Source organism: Paraburkholderia sp. GAS32, from assembly GCF_050434225.1.
GTDB lineage: Bacteria > Pseudomonadota > Gammaproteobacteria > Burkholderiales > Burkholderiaceae > Paraburkholderia > Paraburkholderia madseniana.
Genome location: NZ_JBNPVS010000041.1, coordinates 61,195 through 83,697 on the forward strand (window position 1 = coordinate 61,195; position 22,503 = coordinate 83,697).

Below are 22,503 nucleotides of genomic sequence, written 5' to 3' on the forward strand. Positions count from 1 at the left end.
CCAAAATTCTTTGTCTCAAAAACGGGGACCTGCCGCCGCGCTGCGCCGCGCGCCGCTCTCCGTCTACGGGACACCTGCCCGACCCGCGCACCGCGACGCCCCGAGAGTCATGAACAAGCCGGTTTTGCCCCTGACGTACGAACAACTCGATCGCTGGATCGAATCGCTGCAACCCGCGTTGCTGGCGGAGCGTTTCACCATGGCGATCGGCATTCTGCGTGGCGGCGCGCCGCTTGCGCTGATGGTTTCGCATGCGGCCGGCACGCCGGTGGCGTTTCTGCGTTACGACCGCCAGTCGCGCACGGTCGCCTGGGATTCGACGCTGCCGATCCCGCCCGCCGGCTCGAAAGTGCTGCTGTGCGAGGACATCGCGGGGCGTGGCTTTACGCTGACCGATTGCATCGCTTTCCTTCAGCAGCATGGCCTCGACGTCAGAACGCTGACCGCCGCGGTCGACGACCTGAGCCGCACGCAACCCGACTACGCGATCGACGCCCGCGGCTACTTCGCGCTGTTTCCGTGGGAGCGCCAGGCCTACACCGAGCGTTATCGCGAAGACTGGGAGCGCGTTGAAGCGGGCGCTGCGTCCGCCATGGCCGACGATCACGAATACGCCACCTACGCAATCGACCTCGACGGCATTCTGCTACCCGACGTGCCGCTCGCACGCTACGACGAGGATCTGGCCGCGGCGCTCGCCGAACGCGACGCGCTGCTGCCGTTCGAGGTGCTGCCGGGCATCGATCTGCAACGCGTGCGCACGATCATCACCGGCCGGCCGGAACTGGATCGCGCGCGCACCGAAGCGTGGCTCGCGCGGCACGGCTTCGGTCATATGCAACTGGTGATGCGCACGCCCGGGACGCACGACGAAAGTGCCGCCGGCGCCGCCGCTCACAAGGCTGCGGCGGCGTTGCGCGGCGGTGTCACGCATTTTGTCGAGAGCGATCCGGTGCAGGCGCTGCTGATCGCGCAGCAAGCGCCGTTACTGCGCGTGATCTGGTGGGACGCGCTTACGCAAACGGGGATGCTGGTGGGGGCGCGCGCGTGGACGTGAGCGGCGGCTAGGCTTCTTTCGCCTCTCTGAGTTCTCTGGTTTCTCTGAGCTCTTTACCATCACGCAGATGCAGATGCTGCGCGGCCCGCTGCGAGGCGACGATGATCAGCTTCATCGTCGCACGCGTGGCGCCGACGAACAGCTTGCGTGCAATCCGTTCGTCGAATAGTTCGAAGTCGACCTCCGTGAGAATCACGCACGGCGCCGCCTGCCCCTTGAAGCGGTAGATCGACTCGAACAGCACATCTCCTTCGCGATACTCCGGGTTGCCGAACAGATCGTATTTACCCGTAAAACTGCGCAACCGATGTGGTCCGAGATGATCCTGCGCGGTCATCGCCGAGCCTTCGCGGCCGCGAAACGACAGCACCGCAATATCCTGCTTGCGAAAGCCGAGCGACAAGGCCTGCGTGATCGCCCGCTTGGTCGCCTCGATGCTGCCTTCGGCGGCGTTCGCTTCGTCGTAGACGGAGAGCGAAATATCGGAGCCGTCGAACGGACTGCCCGAGGCCAAACCCGCCGCGACCGGCACCGAGGCGCCGACCACGTCCCGCACATAATCGAGAATGTCACGCGGGCTGCGGTAGTTGGTAGTCTCTTTCAGCGTGGTCCAGCCGTGCAACTCGACAGGCTCGCGCATATACAGATTCTGCAGCGGATCTTCGAGCCACCACCACGCGGCGCCCGGCCGCAACAGACGCTCGAGTGCAGCCACCCACGGCTGCTGGAAATCCTGCCCTTCGTCGACGATCAGCACGTCGAATTGCCAGCGCGCGTCGATCGGCGTTTCGGCGAAAGTCGTTTCAAGCTGTTTGAATACGTCGCCAGACTGAAAATCCGGCTCGCGGCCCGCGTCGCGCGCGACCCAGTCGCATAGCTGGTGATAGTTCGCCACCTTTGCCTCAGGCGGCGCGACCCGCGCAATGTGATCCGCGAGCGGCCGGTTGAAACACACGTACAAAGGCCGCTGACCACGCGCCGCCGCGTCCTTCATCACCTGCACCGCCAGTTGCGTCTTGCCGGAGCCGGCCGTGCCGATCACGCGCAGCCGGAACGGCGAAAACTCCAGCCGTCGCGCCCAGGTCGCGAGGCCACCGGCCAGACGCGTGACGAGCGTGCCGGCCTGGCCGACGAGCGCGCTGGCGTCGGGCGTAAGCGAGAGTTCGTCGGCGAGAAAGTGATGGATTTTCGGTGCGCAGGCGAGGCGCGCTTCGTCCGCCGGCAAGGCTTCGCGAATGATCGCGGCAAGCCGGTCCTTGCGCGTCGCGTCGACGATCCGCGCGGGATTCACGCCGGCAATCGCCGCGTCCTTGACGATGTGGTCCGGGCAATACAGCAGTTCTTCGATGAAATATGTACCCGCGCCGAACGCCGCGGTGAAGCGCCGGTGCAGCGTTTCGACGGTATGCGCGAGCGCGATCGCCACATTGCGTTCCGTCTGAAGATAGACCTTGACGAGCCCCTTGGGCGTTTCGCGCAGGAAACCGGTTTTCTGTTCGACGATCATCACGCGCCCAGCCGGGCTGACGATCACGAAGTCGGCCTCGCCGAACACCGAGAAGTTCTGGTTCAGACGGGTCCAGTGCACGCCGTGATAGACGGTGTAGCCATCGGGAAGCGCTTCTTCCAGCAAGGCGAGGGTCTCGCGTTCGCGTGCCGCCGCACCGGTGGCGGCGAGGCTCTTCCAGTCGTCGGGGACAATGCGGGCCATGCGGTGCCTCGTCGTGTTCGGGTGCGCACATTGTACGCAACGCCCGTGCGTTGCCGGCATGGCACGTCGGGCGATACACGGACCTCTATGGGCAAGGTGCTTCGGACCAGGCTCCGGGCAACACTTCACGCAGCAGATTGCGGGCTGGCGGCGCGCAAATCCATGCGCATCGTGTATCGTTACTGGCTGAACGCCGCGCGCCACGCGCGGCTTGCCAACTGTCAATATAAAGAAAGGATTTACCGGATGATCACGATCTGGGGACGCGCCAACTCGGTCAACGTACAGAAAGTCTTGTGGTGTTGCGACGAACTGGTGCTGCCGTACGAACGCATCGACGCGGGCCTGAAATTCGGCCGCAACAACGAGCCCGACTACCTGGCGATGAACCCGACCGGTAAAATTCCGACGCTGGTCGACGACGACTTCGTGCTGTGGGAATCGAACTCGATCCTGCGCTATCTGGTGCTGCAATACGGCGAATCGAGTCTCCTGTATCCGTCCGAACCGAAATTGCGCTCCAGCGTCGACCGCTGGCTCGACTGGTCGCTCACCACGCTACAACCCGCGGAAAAGCCCGTCTTCTGGACTCTCGTGCGCACGCCTGCCGCCGAGCGCGACGCCAACAAGCTCGCTACCGACTTCGGCGCGGTCACGTTGCTGTGGCGCCTGCTGGATAACCATCTGCAAGGCCGCTTCTTTCTCGAAGGCGAAAAGTTCACGCTCGCCGATATCGTGATCGGCGCGTACGCGAAACGCTGGTTCGGACTGGACGGCGTCGAACGCCCGCCGTTGCCGAATCTGGAGCATTGGTATTCGCGGCTTGCGACACGCCCGGGTTTCAAGAAATACATCGATTTCCCGCTGACTTGAACGATCCGGCAGCCATTGGGCGGCTTGATGAGCGACTTCATGCCCCGCCGCGGCGTCCAGCCGCGACCGGCAGGTGCGCCGCACACCGGCACAGCCAAGCCCGATGGCCTTTATAATCCACGCATGAAGACCGCCAAGCCCGCCGCGACCGCCGACAAAACCACGCCTGCCGCCTCCGCTCATCATCATGAGCCGGGGCACACGCACATTGCGCACGGTGAATCGCAGGAAGCCGCACTGACTCTCGCGGAAGAATATTGCCGCGAACGCGGCGAAAAACTCACACCGATCCGCCGCAAAGTGCTCGAATTGCTGTTGAATTCCGGGCGCGCCACCAAAGCTTATTCGCTGCTCGACGACATGCGCCAGATCCATCCGGGCTCGGCGCCGCCTACGGTTTACCGGGCGCTGGATTTTCTGCTCTCGGCAGGGCTCGTGCACCGGATCGAATCGATTAATGCGTTTACCGTCTGCCACGACCTGACGCAATGCCAGCACGGCATTCTGGTGGTGTGCCAGCAATGCGGCAACGTCACCGAGTTGCATCAGCCGAAGCTGCGCCAGGCGCTCGTCACGCAAATCGAAGACGCGGGTTACCGCCTTGCCAGCGATGAAATCGAATTGAAGGGATTGTGTTCCGCGTGTCAGGCAGCGGAAGCGGCCAGCGCCAGCGCTGCCGCACCGGTCGCCGTCGCCAAATAACAGCGGCGCCTGCCATCAGGTTTGCAGTCTGATTGCGGACCGTTTCGCCAGACGAAAGCTTGCCGCCGACGATGCGGCGGCAAGAAACCGCCCTCGGCCGCGAGGCCGCTCCTCAGCCCGCGCGGGCGTCGATCGCGTCGTGCAACAGTGTCACGAGGTCTTCCGGCAATGCCGGCTTGGTCATGAAATGCTGGAAGCCTTCGCCGATGCTGCGTAAGCGGTAAGCGTCGTCGGTATGACCCGTGAGCGCCACGGCCACCGAAGGTGCATGGTCACCGCGAATCTCGTGATCGCGCAGCCGCTGGATCAGATAAAAGCCGTCCATGGCCGGCAATTCGAGGTCGCACACCACGGCGTCAGGTAACAGCCGCAGCGCCGCTTCGACGCCCTCTTCCGCATCCGCCACTGCGACGACATGCGCACCTTCCGCCTCGAGTAACAAGGCCAGTGATTCCCGGCTATCCGGGTCGTCCTCGACGAGCACGATCGTGGCCTGATCGAGTCTCAATGCTCCGTTCATGTTCTGCTGTAGCTCTAAAAAACCGGTTAGGCCATCAGACTCGGCCAACGTATCGCCCTGCTGTTTGCTGCCGATTTGCGCGGCTGCGGTATTGCTGTCCATGGTTCCGACTCGATTTCATGCGTCGAGTTGCATGCAGGCCCGCGATTGTAAAACATGGCCCCGGCGCAACGCGTGCGCACAGTAACGCGCCAAAATTGCACGCCGATGAAAAACCGACCCTCGGCTCCACTGCCCTGGCTGACCAATGCCGACACCCGATTCGCCGTGGCGGTGGCTGCTGCAAACCCACGTCCATCGCCTTGCCCGCCTCAGCGTCTGCTCCGACATTCATGTTCTATTGCGACGCCGGCGCGGTTATGCCTCTCGCACGGCGTTCAAATCCACTCCTCAGGTAGCACGTTGCGTGCCTCGCCGGCTTCACCAGATTCGTCGTTACGTCAGCATGGTTGCGCGAGCCTGCCGCACGATCCACGGCGGCGCTATGATCGTGTGCGCGAGATCGCAGCGGCTGCGTTATGTTCTGCCGCTGCGACGCAGCACGTCATATGAGCGCCATCTCTCCGCCCCTAAAACCTGAGGCCGCCCGACACCATGTCCGATCTCGACTCCGCCACGCTTGAAACACTCCGTCATGTCAGCACCGCCACGCTGACCACCCAGTTGTTCAAGCGCGGCCTGCGCAATGCGTTCATGCAGGGCGTAGCGCCGCTCGCCGCGCACAGTGGCACGAATCTGGTCGGGCCGGCCTTCACGCTACGCAATATTCCCTCGCGCGAGGACATCGACGTGCTCGAACTGTTTGCTGATCCCGAGTACGCACAGCGCAAATGTGTCGAGACCATTCCGGCCGGCCATGTGCTCGTGCAGGATTGCCGCGGCGAGCGAGGCAGCGCCTCGTTCGGTTCGATCCTCTCGCAGCGGTTGCAGGTGCGCGGCGTAGCGGGCATGGTGTCCGACGGTCCGGTGCGCGACAGCACGACAATCGCCGCGCTTGGCATGCCGGTGTTTTGTGCCGGCGCAAGCGCGCCGCCGAATCTGATCCGGCATCACGCGGTGGATATCAATGTGCCGATCGGCTGCGGCGGTGTAGCGGTGTTTCCCGGCGACGTGATCGTGGGCGATGCGGACGGCGTGGTGGTAATCCCACTCAAAATGGCAGCCGAGGTTGCGCAAGCCGCCGCCGAGCAGGAGCAACTCGAAGTGTTTCTCGCCGAGCGTATTCGTGAGGGCGCCGCCCTGCCCGGCACTTATCCGCCGAACGAAAAAACGAAGGCTGCGTATGAGGCGTGGCGGCAGAAACGTATTTCTGAGTGAGTCCGGCAGTGTGTCAGTCCGCTTTGCCAGGACCGACGCCCTGCACCAGCAAGGCCACCGCATGCCGGGCGATCTCCTCGCTGCCGATGTTGCACCGAGCGGGATCGTTACGCCACAGCTTCGAGGTGGCCAGCGGCAGAATCGTCATACCCAGCAGCGTGACGAATACCAGCGACGGCTCCAGCCCGGCATTCAGGCGCCCTTCCTTTTGCCAGCGCGCGATGGCTGACAGCGACGCCTTCTGATTCGCGTCGCCGAACCGTTCATGCATGCGCTGGCGCAGCAGGCCGCCGTCGCTGATCACTTCGCGCACCCACAGCGACGGAAACCACGGATTGTCGCTCGCCGTCTTCACCAAACGCTGCGCGAGTTGCGTGATGGCAGCCACCGGATCGTCGGGATTTTCCTGAAACGGCACGCCGATCCCCGCGCGCAGCGGCGCGAAACGCTCGTCGATCAGCACGTCGAGCAATTGATCGCGCGTCTTGAAGTAGTAATGCATCATCGCCGGCGTGAAACCCGCCTCACGGGCAATCTCCCCGAGCGTGGTGTCGACGATGCCCTGCCGCGCGAACAGGGCGAGCGCGGCGTCCAGCAGGCGGCTGCGCTGCTCCGGGCCGCGCGCCGAGCCCGAAGGCCTGCCCGGTCGCCGTGTGAGCGCGGGCGGCGGTGCGGGAATCGAAGCGTTCGCAGCATCGCCCACCGCGGCTGACGCCGGCTTCGAAAGCTTTCGCGCCTTCGCGGCGGCCGTGCTGCGCGGCGGGCGTTTCACTTCCCGGTCATCTGACGTAATCCTTGCCATTGCATTCAATTTGACGAGTGACACAATGTCGCATATATTAATCTCCGAATTAATTAATTTCAATACCGTGGCGCCATGGACCAATCGACAACGACTCAACCCGCCGGGCTAACGCTGCCAGATGCGCAGCCAGATCCGCAGTCCGGCCCGCAGGCAAATGACCACCCGCCGATCCGCCTGCTGTTTCCGGCGCTGCTGCTGGTCATGCTGCTCGCCGCGCTCGATCAGACGATCGTCTCGACCGCGCTGCCGACCATCGTCGGCGAACTCGGCGGGCTCAACAACCTCTCGTGGGTGGTGACCGCCTACCTGCTCAGCTCGACTATCGTCGTGCCGCTGTATGGCAAATTCGGCGATCTGTTCGGCCGCAAGATCGTGCTGCAGACGGCGATCGTCGTGTTCCTCGTCGGCTCCGCGCTGTGCGGCGTCGCCCAGAACATGACCCAGTTGATCGTGCTGCGCGCACTGCAGGGGCTCGGCGGCGGCGGTCTGCTAGTCGTGACGATGGCCGCCATCGCGGACGTGATTCCGCCGGCTGAGCGCGGCCGCTTCCAGGGGGTATTCGGCGGCGTGTTCGGTCTCGCGACGGTGGTCGGGCCGCTGCTCGGCGGCTTTCTCGTCGAGCACCTGTCATGGCGCTGGATTTTCTACATCAACCTGCCGCTCGGCCTCATCTCGCTGGCTGTGATCGGCGCGGTCTTCAAACCGCACGTGCGGCATGTGAAGCATGCCATCGACTACATGGGCGCCGCGTTTCTCGCCGGCGCGCTCACCTGCATCATCCTGTTCACGAGCCAGGGCGGCACGATCCTGCCGTGGTCATCGCCGCAGTTGTGGTTCACGCTGGGAATGGGGCTGGTGGCGATCTGGGGCTTCATCCACGAAGAGCGCACTGCCGTCGAACCGATCATGCCGCTCGAACTCTTCAAACAGCGCACGTTTTTGCTGAGCAGTCTGATCGGCTTCATCATCGGCGTGTCGCTGTTTGGTTCGGTCACGTTCCTGCCGCTGTATCTGCAAGTGGTCAAAGGCTCGACGCCCACGGAAGCCGGCATGCAGATGCTGCCGATGATGGGCGGTCTGTTCATGATGTCGATGGTGACCGGACGCGTAATCAGCAAGATCGGCAAGTACCGCATGTTTCCGATCGCCGGCACATTTCTCGTGACCGTCGCGATGGTGCTGCTCGCACGCCTGCAGATCAACACGCCCATTCGTGTGATGTATATCGACATGGGCATTCTCGGCTTCGGCCTCGGCATGGTGATGCAGGTGCTGATTCTCGCGGTGCAGAATACTGTCGAGTTCAAGCACATGGGTGTCGCCACTTCAGGCGCGACGCTGTTCCGGTCAATCGGCGGCTCGATCGGCGTGGCCGGTTTTGGCGCGGTGTTTTCGAACGGCCTCGCCGCGCGTCTGGAAAAACTGATTCCGGCCGACATCGAATTGCCGCACGCGCTCGGACCGGCGGCCATCCACCAGTTGCCTGAAGCGTTGCGCAACGACTATCTGCAAGCGTTTGCCGGTGCGTTGCACACGGTGTATCTCTCGGCGGCCTGCGTCGTCGTGTTGGCCTTTGCGCTCGCGTGGCTTCTGAAAGATCATCCGCTGCGCAAGCACTGATTTCGCGTATCCCGTTTCCAGCGAGCGTTTTCTGCAAGCGCTTGATGACGAGGTCGAACGCCGCGCGCTTCGACCTCGTTCTGTTTTCATCGCCGCTATTTCGCTCTACCGATTCCGCCGGCGCGCGAGAGTGTCGACACCTGCGCACCGTGACTGAGCAAACCGTGTGAAAAAAACCGTCAGCCTGTTCGTTCTGCCGACATATGCAGTGTTTCGTCGTACCTACAAATGTGTTTTAGCGCACATAAAGTAGGTAAGAACGTCGATTGACGTCCTCACGGAAACGCCACATATTGCAAGCAGCGGCACCGCAAGCGAGGACTTGCGTCCCAAGGTTCTCCAGAGCATGTGGATCGTGGTTTCCGCGGACGTTACTCCTGCCTCAACACGATCTGGAGCATGCCGTAACGGCACTGTTTTCCACAGGTGGGTCCACAGTATGTCCACCCAGACAATACTCGGCCATAGTTTCCCGACGCCCTGCAAACGCTGTGGCGGTGCGCTGTACCGGCAAGTCGACTATTGCCCGTATTGCGGCGCGGTGCACCCGCTTGACGCCGGCCCACACAAGCGCGGCGTGATTCCCGGCAGCCACGCCAGTGCCATCAGCAAGACAGCGCAGAAAAACGGCTTCGATCCGACACAGCCGGTTGAAACCGATCTCGCCGCGCAGACCGCGGTCACCGGCGAAGCCGCCCCTGTCGAGCCCCCGATGCCAGCGCCGGTACTCGCGTCTCCGGATACGCCGATTCCGCCGCTCGCCGATCTACCGCATTCTGCTGGCCGCAGCATGGTCCCGATGCGCCGGGTGCTGCTCGCGATCGTGGCGATTGGCGCAATCGGACTAGCGTATGTCACCTTTACTCTATTCAGCGACAACCACGAATCGCAGAACGGCAATACTGAGCAGACGGCTGAAAATCATCAGGACGCCAGAACGGCGACCGGCACGATTGCGCTGTACGCACCGGCTCAGCCGACGAATCAGGCCACCGCGGTTAAGCCTGCTGTCCCCAGCAATGCCGCCAATCCCGCCAAGGCCGCACCGGCAATCCTGCCCACGCCCATCGCGCCGCCGTTGGCCGCAGCGCCTGTAAAACCAGCGGCGCCGCAGTTCCGCGATGCCGCGCAAGCGCTGCAGACAGCGCGTCTGGCCGTCCGCGCCAACGATCTCTCCGCGGCACAAGCGGCGCTTGGCGCGGCGCAAACGCTGCAGCCCGGCAACACCGACGCAGAAAGCCTGCTGACCGAATTGAAGCCGCTCACCGCGCGCCGCGACGCCGCGTTGCAGGCGGCACAACTGTGTGCCTCGCAGCAGTCGTGGAGTTGCGCACGCCAGCACGCCAATGAGGCGCTCGCGATCGACACCGGCAACGACGCCGCGAAAACCATCCTTGAGCGCGTGATTCGCGAGACAGGTTGGGCACCGCTCAAGCCGCATGCGTAAACCGGCATCCCGGTCAGCGAAAAAGTTTGGATACCGAATTTCTTGACCGTTCGCACGACCGATTGCATTGGCGTTTCGCGTGCCCTCTGAGCGGCAACAGACGGACATGGCACGCGCGACGCCTTGAACATGAGATGGCAAGCCGACTCACCGGTGCTTCGCGCGCGTCGACACGAGAGGCTGTTCAACCCTGACCGATAGGTAGATAAACCATGCTGAAGAAACTTCTGGCGGGATGGCTGGGGCTGGCGCTAATGATCATGTCTTCGTTTGCTTGCGCGGAACCTGCGCACTACAAGATCGTTACCGGTCCGGAACGCGGCACGTACATTCAGATCGGCCAGGATCTGTCGAAATGGGTGGCGCAGCCGGCGGGCATCGACCTGGAAGTGATGTCGTCGAAGGGTTCGGCCGAAAACGTGCAGCGCATGCGCTTCGAGCCCGGCGTGAAGCTCGCACTGGTTCAGTCCGACGTGTATCAGGCCTACATCGACATGGCCAACGCGGGCAATGCCGACGCGGGTACGACAATCCGGCCGCTACGGCTCATCATGCCGCTCTACGACGAAGAAATTAACGTCGTCGTGCGCGCGGACTCGCCGATGAAAACCTTCGCCGACATCAAGGACAAAAGCATCAGCGTGGGCCTGCTCGGCAGCGGCACCGCTCAAACGGCCACGACCCTCTATCACCTGATGTTCGGACAGGCGATTCCCGAGCAGAACGTCCAGCACCTGAGCAATGAAGATGCGCTGGCCGCGCTGATCGTCAAGAAGGTGGACGTCGCGATCATCGTGGTCGGGCAGCCGGCGAAACTGTTCAACGACATGAATCCCGAGCTGCTGCAACAGATCCGCCCTCTGAAGGTTGATCCCAACGCGCCCGAAACCGCCCGAGCCAAGCAGACTTATTTTCCCACGACACTCCGCGCGACCAGCTATCCGAACTGGCTGAAGGAAGATGTTCCCACGCTAACGGTCAAGGCCTTTCTCGTCACTTACGATTACGGTCTGCGCGATACCGTCGGCAATCTGAATCACTTTGCGGATTCGCTCTGCGCCAACTTCGACAATCTGCAGGAGCATGGGCATCCGAAGTGGAAGCAGGTGAAACTCGAATTGCCGCCCCTCGTGCGCGGATGGAAATACTACGCGCCGGTGGAAAAACATCTGCGCGCGTGTCTCGCGAACAAGAGTGCGGCGATCAGCGCGACGGCCGCGCAAGCCGCGCAGAAACCGCGCTCCCCCTGCACGGATCAGGAGCGTCTGCTGTTGCTGTGCAAGTAACGTCGTCTGGCGAGGCGAGGCGCGCGCTCAGGCGTGCGCCTTCGATGCAGCCGACACGTCCATCGCCCGTTGCAGCGCTTCGTACACCTTCGGCCGGTTGCATTGCGACACGTTAAAGCGCAGGAAGCCGGCCGCCGATTGCGACGCGCTGAACACATTGCCCGGCGCGAACACCACACTCTCGGCTAATGCGTGACGCGCGATATCGGCGGCGTCGAGCGCATCGGGTAAGCGCGCCCACACGAATATCCCGGCGCGTGGCCGCGTCCACACTTCAAGGCCTGCGTAGCCCAGCCGCCTGATCGTCTCCCCCATGGCGTCCGCGAGCTTCGCGCGCATCGATTCCAGATGCCGCCGGTAGGTGCCGTCCACCAGCAAACGATGCACGACGCTCGCCGCGAGCTGGCCGTTGCCGAACGTGGTGGCCAGCTTCAGATCGACCAGCGGCTCGATCCATTCCCTGCGCGCCGCGATGTAGCCGCAGCGCACGGCCGCGGACAAGGTCTTCGAAAAGCTGCCGATCGAGACCACCCGCGCGAGACCGTCGAACGCCGCAAGACGCGGCGCGGGTTCGTCCTCGAAGTCGGCGAAGATATCGTCTTCGACTATCAGCAGATTGTGCTCACCCGCCAGTTTCAGCAGCCGATGCGCAATGGCCGGCGCAAGCGTGGCACCGGTCGGATTGTGGATCGCGGAATTGGTCACGTAGAGCCGCGGGCGGTGCTCGATCAGCGCCCGCTCGAATGCCGCCAGATCCGGACCGGATGGCGTATAAGGCACTCCGACGATGCGGACGCGATGCGCACGCAGCAGCGCCTGGAAGTTGAAGTAGCACGGATCGTCGATCAGGACCGTGTCGCCGGGTTCGAGCAGAAAGCGGCAGACGAGATCGAGCGCATGCGTGCCGCCGTCGGTCAGCACGATCTGCTCGGGCGGCGCTTCCACGCCATGCTGCGCGAGCCGCCAGGCGAGTTGCTGACGTAGCGCGGGCAGACCGAGCGGGCTCGCATAGTCGGCGAGCGGCGACTGCGGATCACGCGCCACGGCGCGCAACGCGCGGCGCACACCGTCTTCCGGCAGCCATGAAGGCGGCATCCAGCCGCAGCCCGGCTTGAGCACCTTCGCACCGGCCTCCAGCGACTGCCGCGTGAGCCACAGCGGATCGACCTCGCGATCCAGCCGCGGCCCGAGATCGGCGAGCGCAAGCGGCGGAGCATGACCGGAGACGAAAAAGCCGGAACCGCGCCGCGCCACGATCACCCCTTCCGCGACCAGCCGGTCGTACGCTTCCACTACGGTCGACTTCGACACGCCGAGTGCCTCGGTCATCGTGCGGATCGAGGGCACGCGCGCGCCCGGCATCAGCGAACGGCTCGCGATGCGCTCGCGCAAGTTGTCCATCACGGTGCCGACCCGCGTGCCGGCTGGCGCGCCCAAGGCCGCCCGGTTGTTATCGCTTTCCGCCATCTGTACTGCTCCATGTTCGGTACAGTTTGTACGAATTGTACTGATCCGTAGCTTACCCTTTACAGCCCGAAAGCGGATGCTATGAGTTCTGTTTTCAATGCGCATGGACTCTTTCGATGGACAAAACAACGAACGGCTGGGTGAGCGGCATGGTAGGCGTGTTGATTTTCAGCGGCTCGCTACCCGCCACCCGCATCGCCGTACAAGGCTTCGATCCGGTGTTTCTGACGATGGCCCGCGCGACCATCGCTGGCACGTTGGGGCTGTTGCTTCTGCTCGTGTTTCGCCAGGCTCGGCCCGCAAGGCGCGACCTCGTCCCGCTGGTGATCGTCGCGCTGGGCGTAGTGGTTGGCTTTCCGCTCCTGACTGCCCTCGCGCTGCGCCACGTGAGCGCCGCGCACGCCGTGGTGTTCGTCGGGCTCCTCCCGCTGTCCACCGCGATCTTCGGCGTGCTGCGCGGCGGCGAGCGCCCGCAGCCGGCGTTCTGGCTGTTCTCGGCGCTCGGCAGCGGCGCGGTGGTCGCGTTCGCCTTGCGCCACGGCCTCGACGCGTCGCCACTCGGCGATGCGCTGATGCTGGCGGCGATCGTCGCCTGCGGCCTGGGTTATGCCGAAGGCGCGCGGCTGTCGCGCCATCTCGGCGGCTGGCAGGTGATTTCGTGGGCGCTGGTGCTGTCGCTGCCGGTGATGCTGCCGCTCGCCTGGTGGGCGCGGCCTGCATCGTTTGAAGGTGTGAGCCATGCGGCGCTGTGGGGGCTCGCGTACGTGTCGCTTTTCAGCATGCTGATCGGCTTCGTCTTCTGGTATCGCGGACTGGCGTTAGGCGGTATCGCGGGGGTCGGGCAACTGCAATTGCTGCAGCCGTTCTTCGGGCTGTTGCTCGCCGGTTTGCTGCTGCACGAACAGGTGCCGCCCGCGATGATCCTGGTGACCGTCGTGGTAGTCGCGTGTGTGGCGGGCGCGCGGCACTTCTCGCGAAGCGCACCGGTGCGGCCGGCAGTCTGAACGGTGTCTCGCCCGCGCGTGCGTTCCCTGATTTTCGGGACCGCGCCAGGTCGACTGTCGGATGAATATGTCATCATCTCGATAATCGATCCACCACTCGCGCCGCGACTACGATGCCGACCGCATTTGCACAAACCGTCGAAGCCCGCTTTGCCGAACTCACGCCCACTTCCAAGCGCGTCGCCAGTTACATGCTGGCGAATCTCGACCGGCTCGGCCTTGAAAACGCCGATCAGATCGCCCAGCAAGCCGGCACCAGCGGTATCTCCGTGGGCCGGTTCTTGCGCAGCATCGGCTACCAGAACCTGGATGATCTGAAGCGCGAGCTGCGCGGCGCGCAGGAGCGCCCGTGGCTGATCACCGACCGGCTCGACGCATTTCGCCGCGCCTCCGGCCAGCACGACGAAGCCACACCGGCCGCAAGTGAGCCCGATGCTGGCAACCCCGCTGCCAACCCCGCTCTCGCCCACTCGCTCGAACTCGAAATCGGCGCGATCCAGCATGTCTACCAGCTTGCGCAATCGCCGGTGTTTGCCCGCGTGGCCGAACGCATCTCGAACGCTGACGCCGTCTATATCCTCGGCATTCAGTCCACGCGCGGCATCAGCAACGCGTTCTACAGCTACCTGGAGTACATCCGTCCGCGCGTGTTCTATTCGGACGGCATGTCGGGCTCCTATGTCGATTCGCTGAACTCCGAGTTCAAGTCACCGTATCTGATCGTCACCGATACACGCGCCTATTCGATGATCGCGCGCCGCTATTGCGAGGCGGCCACGCGCCGTGGGCTGCCCTTCGCGCTCGTCACCGATATTTACTGTCCGTGGGCGCGCGAATTCGACGGCGATCTTTTGCAGGTGAAGACCGATGTCGGTCAGTTCTGGGACTCGCTGGCGCCGCTCACATGTCTGTTCAATCTGCTGATTTCGGCGATTGTCGAACGGCTCGGGCCGGGCATCGACGAGCGCGTTGCACGTAACCGCGAACTGCAGAGCGAATTCGACCAGTTCGACCTTTGAAGCCGCTTTGGCGATAAGCCACAGGATTGACGGTCGGCTCATCGGAGCCCGAGTGTCAAGCATGGCAAGCGCATGTTGCTACGCGGCGCAGTGCGCAGGTGATCGAATCGACAACCGCACAAACCGCCCGTTGCGCTTGACGCCGTGCGTTGATCACATCAGGACGCGGTCGTCGCCGCGGCTTCCCCGCCGAGATACGCGTCACGTATCCGCTCGTCACCGAGTAGGGACTCAGCAGTGCCCTCGAGCACGACACGGCCGGTCTGCAACACATAGCCGTAATGCGCGATCTCCAGCGCGAGGCTGGCGTTCTGCTCGACCATGAAGAACGTCACGCCTTGCTGGTTGATCGTGTCGATCAGTTCCAGCACTTTATCGACGTAGAGCGGCGACAAACCCATCGTGGGTTCGTCCATGCAAATCAATTTCGGCCGGCTCATCAGCGCGCGCGCCATGGCCAGCATCTGCTGTTCGCCACCCGAGAGCGTGCCGGCCTTTTGCGCCAGGCGCTCTTTCACGCGCGGGAAAAGGCCCAGCACGCGCTCATAGTCTTCGTCGATGGCTACACGGTCGCGCCGTGTGTATGCGCCCATCAGCAGATTCTCACGCACCGTCATGTCGCCGAACAGCCGCCGCGCCTCGGGTACGGACCCAACACCGCGCCGCACGATCTGCGGCGTGCTGAGTCCTGTGATCGCCTCACCTTCGAACGTCACGCTGCCGGAGCGCGGCTTGTGCAGACCGAGAATCAGCTTCATGGTGGTCGATTTGCCGCTCGCGTTGCCGCCAAGCAAACTCACGATCTGCCCGCGCCGCACTTGAAAATTGACGTCGAAATGCACCTGTACGGGACCGTAAAACGTCTCGATGTGTTCGAGTTTCAGTAGAGCGTCGCTCATCGTCGATGTTCCAGAAGTTCAGGCCGCGACGCGCACAGCCGCCGCACCGCCCACATTGCGATGGCCCAGATACGCTTCGATCACACGCGGATCGTTGCGCACGTCGCGCGGCAGCCCTTCGGCGATTTTCCCGCCGTTGTCGAGCACAATCACGCGATCCGATAAGCGCATCACCATGTCGAGCTTGTGTTCGATCAGCAGAATGGTCAGTCCGCGCGCTTTCAGTTGCTGGATCAGCACCAGCATTTCGGCAGTTTCGGACTCGTTCATGCCGGCCGTCGGCTCGTCGAGCAGCAGGATGCGCGGATGCAAGGCGAGCGCGCGGGCGATCTCGACACGTCGCCGGTTCGCATACGACAGGCTATGCGCCGGATGATCGATACGCGGCGCGAGGCGCTCGCCAAACCCCGCGATGATCTCGCGCATTTCGTCGCGCAACGCCGCGTCTTCACGCCGGATCGAAGCGGGTCCGATCAGTGCGCGCGCGACTTCGGCGATGGCGCCGACAATCGGCCAACCCGTGCGGGTAGCGCGCAAACGTGCATGCGCACCGATCAACACGTTGTCGAGCACGCTCAGATTGCCGAACACGCGGCCATGCTGAAACGTGCGCGCAAGTCCGAGCGCGGCGAGCTTTTCCGGCCGCACGCCGGTGATGTCGCGGCCGTCGAATTGCACGCTGCCTGCGTCCGGCGTATCGAGCCCGGTGATCAGATTGAACAGCGTCGACTTGCCCGCGCCGTTCGGCCCGATCACGCTGACGAGTTCGCCCTCCGAAATCGAAAGATCGACGCCGTTCACCGCGGTCAGTCCGCCGAAGCGCCGTGTCACGCCGCGCACGTCGAGAAGAGTCTGTGTCATGTGCGCTCCGTCAGACCGTTCCCAGCAAACCCTGTGGCCTGAACCGCACCAGCAGCAGCAACACCAGGCCGTAGATCAGCATCCGATAGTCGGCGGCCCAGCGGAAAATCTCCGGCAAGCCAATCAGCGCGACCGCGCCGACGATGCCGCCCAGCACGTTGCCGAGGCCACCGAGAATCACCATCGTCAAGGCGAGGATGGATACTTGCGAATCGAAAGTCTGATTGTTGATGTAGCTATACAGATGCGCCGCGATCCCGCCGCTGATCCCGGCAGCCAGCCCACCGAACGCAAACGCGATCGCCTTGTAGCGGTTCGGGCGAATACCGTGCGAGCGCGCGGCGACCTCGTCTTCGCGAATCGCACGCAGCGTCCGACCCAGATGCGAGCTCAACAGCCGCGTTTGCAAAAGCGCCAGCACGATCAGCACGCCCAGCGCAAACCAGTAGATCGCGCGAGCGCTATCGGGCGTCCAGCCGAACACCGACAACGGCGCAATGCCCGCGATGCCGAGCGGGCCGCGCGTCAGACTGTCCCAGTTGAGGATCACGAGGCTCACCACTTCGCCGATGCCGAGCGTCGCAATCGACACGTAGTGGCCGCGCAGCCGGAACGCCGGATAGACCAGCAGCGTGCCCAGCGCGGCGGTGATCAGACCAGCGCAAAAGATCGTCACGACCGGCGACCAGCCGAGATTCGTCGACAGCAACGCGGACGCGTACGCGCCGATCACCAGCAACGCAGCATGGCCTAGCGAAATCTGTCCAACCGTACCCGCCACCAGCGTCAGACTCAACGCCAACATTCCGTACAGCCAGGCATTGGTGAGTGTTTGCAGGAGATAGGACGAACTGGCAACGAACGGCAGCGCAACCGCAGCCAGTGCCAGCGCAATCACCACGGTGCGCGGCACTATCACCGCTTTGCCGGCGGACAGGAACGTGCCCGTCATCGGCTCGGGTGGCAAACGGCGGCTGCCGCTAAAGAGTCCATTGGGACGCCACACCAGAAACGGCAACAGCAAAACGAACGCAAACAGATCGCGGTAACTGGTGCCGAAGATCGCCACGCCGTAACTCTCGACCAGACCCAGCAGCAGGCTGCCGACAATCGCGCCCGGCACGTTGCCCAGACCGCCGATCAGCAACGCCACTACGCCCTTGAGCGTGGCCTGGAAGCCCATCGCCGGATCGATGCTGTTGTAGTACATGCCGACCAGCAAGCCGCTCACGCCGCCGAGCGCGCACGCGATCGCAAACACCGCCTGATTGACGCCGTTGACGTTGACACCCATCTGCTGCGCCGCGTCCCGGTCCTGCGCGGTGGCGCGTACGGCCCACCCCAAACGCGTAAACCGCAGGAACACATAGAGCACAGCAGCCGCCGTCACGCCGATGCCGGCGATCAGCAGATCCAGCGAACCGATCGTTGCGCCGCCAAGACGGAAGTGCCAATCGGGCAGCGTGCTAGGCACCGGCCGCGGATCGGCGCCGAACAGCAACTGCGCGCACTGATCGAGCACGAAGCTGATACCGATCGTCGCGAGCAACGGGGCGATGCGCGCCGCACCCTGCAGCGGCCGCAAACCGACGCGCTCGATCGCGATGCCCAGCAGCCCGCAGCCGACCACCACCGCCAGCAAGGCCAGCGGCAATGGCAACCCAAGCCGCGTCAGACACAGCCAGCCGATGAAGCTGCCGATCATGTACACCGAGCCGTGCGCAAAGTTGATCAGATGCGACACGCCGAAGATCAACGCAAGACCGACCGCCAGCAATGCATAGATATTGCCGACGATCAGTCCGTTGATCGTGTAGTCGAGCCATGAAGCCATAGCATTCAGATCCGGTGAGAAGCAGACACGTGAGCGTTGCCCAGGCGTTATTTCGAAGCGACCAGCGGCTTAGAACCGTCCCATTGCGTGAACTGATTGTCCTTGACGACCAGGTACACGCTGCGCGCACCGGCCACGCGGCGCGTCTGCGGGTCGAACTGCACCTTGCCGAAGATCAGGCTCGGCACGTCCTTGATCTGCTTCAGGCCGTCGTGCACCGCCTGACGGGTCACGCCGTAGCGGCGCATGACTTCCGCCGAGACGATCATCGCGTCGTAAGCGCGCGCGGCGAAGGTATCGGGCTCGCCGTTGTACTTCGCGCGATAACGCTGCACGAAGTCCTGCACTTCAGGCCGCTTGTCGCCGGGGAAAAAATTCGATTCCGTGAATACGCCGTTCACGGCCTCGCCGCCCAGTTCGAGAAACTTCGGCGAATAGACCGAGCCCACAGCCGCGATCGGTTGCGTCAAACCCGACGAACGCGCCTGGCGCACGATCTGCGCGCCATCCGCGTAGTACGAGATCAGCACGAGCGAATCGGGCTTCGCTTCGTTCACGCGCACCAGCGTCGCGCGAAAATCCTTTTCGGTCGGCTGATAGCCTTCCGCCGCGACCACCTGTGCGCCATCCTGCGCGGCGGCTTTCGCGAAAATGTCCTTGCTGGTGCGGCCCCAGTCGGTATTCAGATAGAGCACGGCAATGCGCTTGAAGCCGAGTTCTTTCGTCGCGTAGTGCGCGAGCAGCGGCTGCTCTTCGGCCTGACTCAGTGCCGTGCTCCACATGTAGTCGCCACCCCTGGTGAAGTCGGGGTGCGAGTTGGTGAAGCCGAATTGCACGAGTTGTCCGCGCTGATAAATCGGCGAGGCCGCCATCGAAGTCGTGCTCGACAGATCCCCCAGTTCCAGCAGAATGCGCGGATCGCCGACGAACTTCTGCGCGATCGACACGGCCTGGCGCGGATCGCCACGGCTGTCCTCGAAGTCGTAGGCAAGCGGGCGGCCCTTGATGCCGCCCTGGCTGTTGATCTGCTCCAGCGCGAGATCGAAGCCGCGCTTCCACTGCGTGCCGTATTGCGCGTCCTGTCCGGTCAGCGGTCCGCTCACGCCGATGAGATACGGGTCGCCCGTTGCGGCGCCTGCATGGGCCGCCGAGGTCGCTGCAATGCCCACCACTGCGGCGAGCACCGGCAGCGTTTTCAGCCAGCGTGACCAACTGGTTCGCGACGATTTGGATACGTGTTTCATGTTTGCCCCGCCTGTCAGCTTCAAAGTGGGGCCATGTAACCACGGTGAATTCCAGCGAACCAACGAAGTTTTGGGAATATGGTTATCACGTCGGAGAGGATGCCTCCGCTTGCTCACGGCAACGTGACGAGCCCGCGTTCACACTCATGCGCAGACACGCCAAGACATCTCATTGACGCAATTGATTTTTCTCTCTCCCGACACGCGCCGTATCGAACGAAATCTGCGGCACCGCGCACTCGCCCACCAATCCGCTTCGCATTTTTTCGGCTGTCGATATCGGAATTGATTATATAAATCCCGCATTCAGACGACCCTACAATGCGCAGACCGAATTGCCAGGGCGAGTCATGGAGCTGCATCAACTCGAAGCATTTTCGGCGGTTATGTCCGCCGGCAGCATCACCGGTGCGGGACGCTTGCTCGAACGCTCGCAGCCGGCCGTCACGCGTCAGATTCAGGAACTCGAGGCGGATCTCGGCTATGCGCTGTTCAATCGCAACGGTCCGCGTGTGACGCCGACGCATCGCGCGTTTCTGCTTTACGAAGAAGTCGAGCGTTCGCTGATCGGGCTGAGGACCATCGAGCAACGCGCGCGCGCCATCGGTCTCGGCGAAGCGGAACCGCTGCGCGTGGCGGCCACGCCCGCGATGGCGGCCTCGATCGTGCCGCCCGCCATCGCCTCGTTGCCGCCGCTCGGCCACACGCCGCAATTCCAGTTACGCAGTTTGTCGGCGGAACACGTTGTGCATGAAGTCCTGACCCGTACCGCGGATATCGGTCTGGTGACGCTGCCGATTGGGCATGCGGGGCTCGACATCCACTGGATCGCAGAAGCACCCTGCGTGGCGCTTGTGCAGAGTGGCGACCCGCTCGCCACGCAGCCGCACATCGCGCTGCGCGATCTGGCCGACCGGCGCATCGTCACCGTGGCGAACCGGTTTCGGCTGCGGCATCGGATCGACGCGGCGTTCGCGGCTGCGCGCATTTCCGCCAACGTGTTTCTCGAAACCAATGCATCGTTGAACGCTGTGATGGCCGCTCGCGCGGGCGCCGGTGTCGCAATCGTGGATCCCGCCACCGGACTCGGCCTGTCGATCGAAGGCGTGACGGCGCGGCCGCTCGACTGCGCGATTCCGTTCTTCTTCGGCGTCGTGACGCCGGCAGGCAAACCGCGCCGCGCCGCCGTCGACGCATTACTGCAATCTATCGAACATGCGACCCGCGAGCTGCTCGAAGGCGTGGTGCTGCATCCCGCCCAGCAACACGATGCACTGCTACAGCGCGAAACGCGCGTCTCCCGTGCGCGCACCAAACACCCGGAACACACAGCATGAATCGCCTTGCCGCACTCGAAGCCCGCTTGCGTGAAGATCTGCGCTGGCTGGAATTGCCCGCGCCCTCATGGGTCGCGCCACGTTTCGCCGGTGCTGAACGCGTACTCGATGTCGCCGTGATCGGCGGCGGCATGGCGGGTCTCACCGCGGCGGCGGAACTGCGTTGGCTCGGCATCGACAATCTGCAGGTGTTCGACCGCGCGCCATCAGGACGCGAAGGTCCATGGGTATCGTTCGCGCGGATGGAAACGCTGCGCTCGCCCAAGCAACTCACGGGGCCCGCCCTGCGCATGCCGGCCCTCACGTTTCGCGCGTGGTACGAAGCGCAATTCGGCAGCGCCGCGTGGGATGCGCTCTACAAGATTCCGCGGATACAGTGGATGGATTATTTGCGCTGGTACCGCGAGGTGCTCGATCTTCCGGTGCAAAACGACACCACGTTGACCTCACTGCGTCCGCGCGACGACGGCCTGCTTGAACTCGATCTCGCTGATGCGAGTGGGCAACGCACGGTGTTTGCGCGACATGTCGTGCTTGCCACCGGACGCGACGGTTTGGGCGGCCCATCCGTACCGGCTATCGCCAATACGGTTGCACGCCGCTACTGGGCACACTCCGCGGATGTGATCGATTTCGCTGCGTTGGCCGGCAAGCGCGTCGGTGTCGTCGGCGCGGGTGCGTCCGCCTTCGACAATGCCGCGACCGCGCTCGAAGCGGGTGCGGCCGCCGTCGATCTGTTCATCCGCCGTGACGATATTCCGCGCGTGAACAAGCTGACGGGCATCGGCAGTCCGGGGCTTGTGCACGGTTTCGCCGATCTTGACGACACATCCAAATGGCGTTTCCTGCATTACGCACAGGCTGAGCAAACACCGCCGCCAAGAGACAGCGTGCTGCGGGTTTCGCGCCATGCGGGCGCACGCTTTCACGTCGGCAGCCCGCTTGTTGCGCTCAATGAACTCGACGGCGCGCTCGCGGTAACGACGCCGAAAGGCCGCTACGTGGTCGACTTTCTGATCTTCGCGACCGGCTTTCATTCGGATATCGCCACGCGCGCCGAATTCGCGCCGTTCGCCCACTTTGTACGGCGCTGGAAAGATCGTTATCAAGCGGACCCGTCACTGCCTTCGTACGAACTGGCCGAATCGCCGGATCTCGGCGCTGCGTTCGCGTTTCAGGAGCGCGAGTCCGGTACGTGCGCCGCGCTGACGCAGATCCATTGCTTCAATCATGCAGCGAGTCTCAGTCACGGCAAACTCTCCGGCGACATCCCCGCGATCAGCGATGGCGCGCAGCGTCTGGCGCGCGGCATCGCAAGCCGCCTGTTCGACGCGGATCGCGAGCGGCACTACCAGGCGCTGCTCGCCTTCGACACGGCTGAGCTTCGAGGGGACGAATGGACCGACGCGGATGCATCGTCCGACACTTCACGCGCTCGCCTGCAAGCAGAGAACACCGCTGAAAACGCCGCTGAAAACACCGATTAACCAGCCGGAACAG

The 22,503-nt window shown here is 63.6% G+C and carries 19 protein-coding genes; 11 read left to right on the forward strand and 8 right to left on the reverse strand.

The window, feature by feature from the left end:
* The first annotated feature begins 109 nt into the window (after positions 1–109).
* Positions 110–1,057, forward strand: coding sequence for a phosphoribosyltransferase (locus tag P3T25_RS36085; protein ID WP_154561550.1), 948 nt, complete (start codon positions 110–112; stop codon positions 1,055–1,057).
* Positions 1,058–1,064: 7 nt separating this feature from the next.
* Here P3T25_RS36085 and P3T25_RS36090 read toward each other — a convergent pair whose 3' ends face one another.
* Positions 1,065–2,768: an ATP-binding domain-containing protein gene (locus tag P3T25_RS36090; RefSeq protein WP_429361831.1), complete on the reverse strand. Its 1,704-nt coding sequence runs from the start codon at positions 2,766–2,768 to the stop codon at positions 1,065–1,067.
* Between the two features lie 246 nt (positions 2,769–3,014).
* Here P3T25_RS36090 and P3T25_RS36095 point away from each other — a divergent pair, with 246 nt between their 5' ends.
* A complete protein-coding gene (locus P3T25_RS36095) occupies positions 3,015–3,641 on the forward strand; it encodes a glutathione S-transferase family protein (RefSeq protein WP_154561554.1) in 627 nt (208 codons plus the stop codon).
* A 123-nt stretch (positions 3,642–3,764) separates the two neighbouring features.
* Entirely contained in the window at positions 3,765–4,343 is a 579-nt protein-coding gene (locus P3T25_RS36100) for a Fur family transcriptional regulator (protein ID WP_154561556.1), read from the forward strand.
* A 112-nt stretch (positions 4,344–4,455) separates the two neighbouring features.
* Here the strand turns inward: P3T25_RS36100 and P3T25_RS36105 are convergent, their stop codons facing one another.
* Complete coding sequence (locus tag P3T25_RS36105; protein WP_154561558.1) at positions 4,456–4,965, reverse strand: response regulator; 510 nt, start codon at positions 4,963–4,965, stop codon at positions 4,456–4,458.
* A gap of 492 nt (positions 4,966–5,457) precedes the next feature.
* Here P3T25_RS36105 and P3T25_RS36110 point away from each other — a divergent pair, with 492 nt between their 5' ends.
* Entirely contained in the window at positions 5,458–6,180 is a 723-nt protein-coding gene (locus tag P3T25_RS36110; protein ID WP_266239159.1) for a ribonuclease activity regulator RraA, read from the forward strand.
* Positions 6,181–6,193: 13 nt separating this feature from the next.
* On the opposite strand, the gene P3T25_RS36115 is transcribed toward P3T25_RS36110, so the two are convergent.
* Positions 6,194–6,982, reverse strand: coding sequence for a TetR/AcrR family transcriptional regulator (locus P3T25_RS36115; protein ID WP_154561562.1), 789 nt, complete (start codon positions 6,980–6,982; stop codon positions 6,194–6,196).
* A 75-nt stretch (positions 6,983–7,057) separates the two neighbouring features.
* Between P3T25_RS36115 and P3T25_RS36120 the strand changes: the two genes are divergently transcribed.
* The 3 genes from P3T25_RS36120 (at position 7,058) to P3T25_RS36130 (ending at position 11,338) form a co-directional block, all read left to right on the forward strand.
* Positions 7,058–8,605, forward strand: coding sequence for an MDR family MFS transporter (locus P3T25_RS36120; RefSeq protein WP_429361835.1), 1,548 nt, complete (start codon positions 7,058–7,060; stop codon positions 8,603–8,605).
* Between the two features lie 439 nt (positions 8,606–9,044).
* A complete protein-coding gene (locus tag P3T25_RS36125; RefSeq protein WP_266239158.1) occupies positions 9,045–10,052 on the forward strand; it encodes a hypothetical protein in 1,008 nt (335 codons plus the stop codon).
* Positions 10,053–10,264: 212 nt separating this feature from the next.
* Positions 10,265–11,338 (forward strand): TAXI family TRAP transporter solute-binding subunit, encoded by a 1,074-nt coding sequence (locus P3T25_RS36130; protein WP_154561568.1) that lies wholly within the window; start codon positions 10,265–10,267, stop codon positions 11,336–11,338.
* Between the two features lie 27 nt (positions 11,339–11,365).
* Here P3T25_RS36130 and P3T25_RS36135 read toward each other — a convergent pair whose 3' ends face one another.
* Entirely contained in the window at positions 11,366–12,805 is a 1,440-nt protein-coding gene (locus tag P3T25_RS36135; RefSeq protein WP_154561570.1) for a PLP-dependent aminotransferase family protein, read from the reverse strand.
* A gap of 116 nt (positions 12,806–12,921) precedes the next feature.
* Between P3T25_RS36135 and P3T25_RS36140 the strand changes: the two genes are divergently transcribed.
* Complete coding sequence (locus tag P3T25_RS36140) at positions 12,922–13,809, forward strand: DMT family transporter (protein ID WP_154561572.1); 888 nt, start codon at positions 12,922–12,924, stop codon at positions 13,807–13,809.
* A 113-nt stretch (positions 13,810–13,922) separates the two neighbouring features.
* Entirely contained in the window at positions 13,923–14,828 is a 906-nt protein-coding gene (sapR, locus tag P3T25_RS36145; RefSeq protein ID WP_154561574.1) for a sap1 transcriptional regulator SapR, read from the forward strand.
* A 158-nt stretch (positions 14,829–14,986) separates the two neighbouring features.
* On the opposite strand, the gene P3T25_RS36150 is transcribed toward sapR, so the two are convergent.
* Genes P3T25_RS36150 through P3T25_RS36165 form a run of 4 tightly spaced genes read right to left on the reverse strand, consistent with a single transcriptional unit; the run spans position 14,987 to position 19,666 of the window.
* Complete coding sequence (locus P3T25_RS36150; RefSeq protein ID WP_097396882.1) at positions 14,987–15,727, reverse strand: ABC transporter ATP-binding protein; 741 nt, start codon at positions 15,725–15,727, stop codon at positions 14,987–14,989.
* A gap of 18 nt (positions 15,728–15,745) precedes the next feature.
* Positions 15,746–16,588, reverse strand: coding sequence for an ABC transporter ATP-binding protein (locus tag P3T25_RS36155; RefSeq protein WP_266239155.1), 843 nt, complete (start codon positions 16,586–16,588; stop codon positions 15,746–15,748).
* A 10-nt stretch (positions 16,589–16,598) separates the two neighbouring features.
* Positions 16,599–18,422 (reverse strand): ABC transporter permease, encoded by a 1,824-nt coding sequence (locus P3T25_RS36160; RefSeq protein WP_266239154.1) that lies wholly within the window; start codon positions 18,420–18,422, stop codon positions 16,599–16,601.
* A gap of 47 nt (positions 18,423–18,469) precedes the next feature.
* Positions 18,470–19,666, reverse strand: a complete 1,197-nt coding sequence (locus P3T25_RS36165) for an ABC transporter substrate-binding protein (RefSeq protein WP_154561579.1) — start codon at positions 19,664–19,666, stop codon at positions 18,470–18,472.
* 350 nt (positions 19,667–20,016) lie between these two features.
* Between P3T25_RS36165 and P3T25_RS36170 the strand changes: the two genes are divergently transcribed.
* Complete coding sequence (locus P3T25_RS36170; protein WP_266239153.1) at positions 20,017–21,003, forward strand: LysR family transcriptional regulator; 987 nt, start codon at positions 20,017–20,019, stop codon at positions 21,001–21,003.
* Positions 21,000–22,490 (forward strand): NAD(P)-binding domain-containing protein, encoded by a 1,491-nt coding sequence (locus P3T25_RS36175; RefSeq protein WP_429361841.1) that lies wholly within the window; start codon positions 21,000–21,002, stop codon positions 22,488–22,490. The genes P3T25_RS36170 and P3T25_RS36175 overlap by 4 nt, the downstream gene beginning before the upstream one ends.
* Positions 22,491–22,503: the final 13 nt, after the last annotated feature.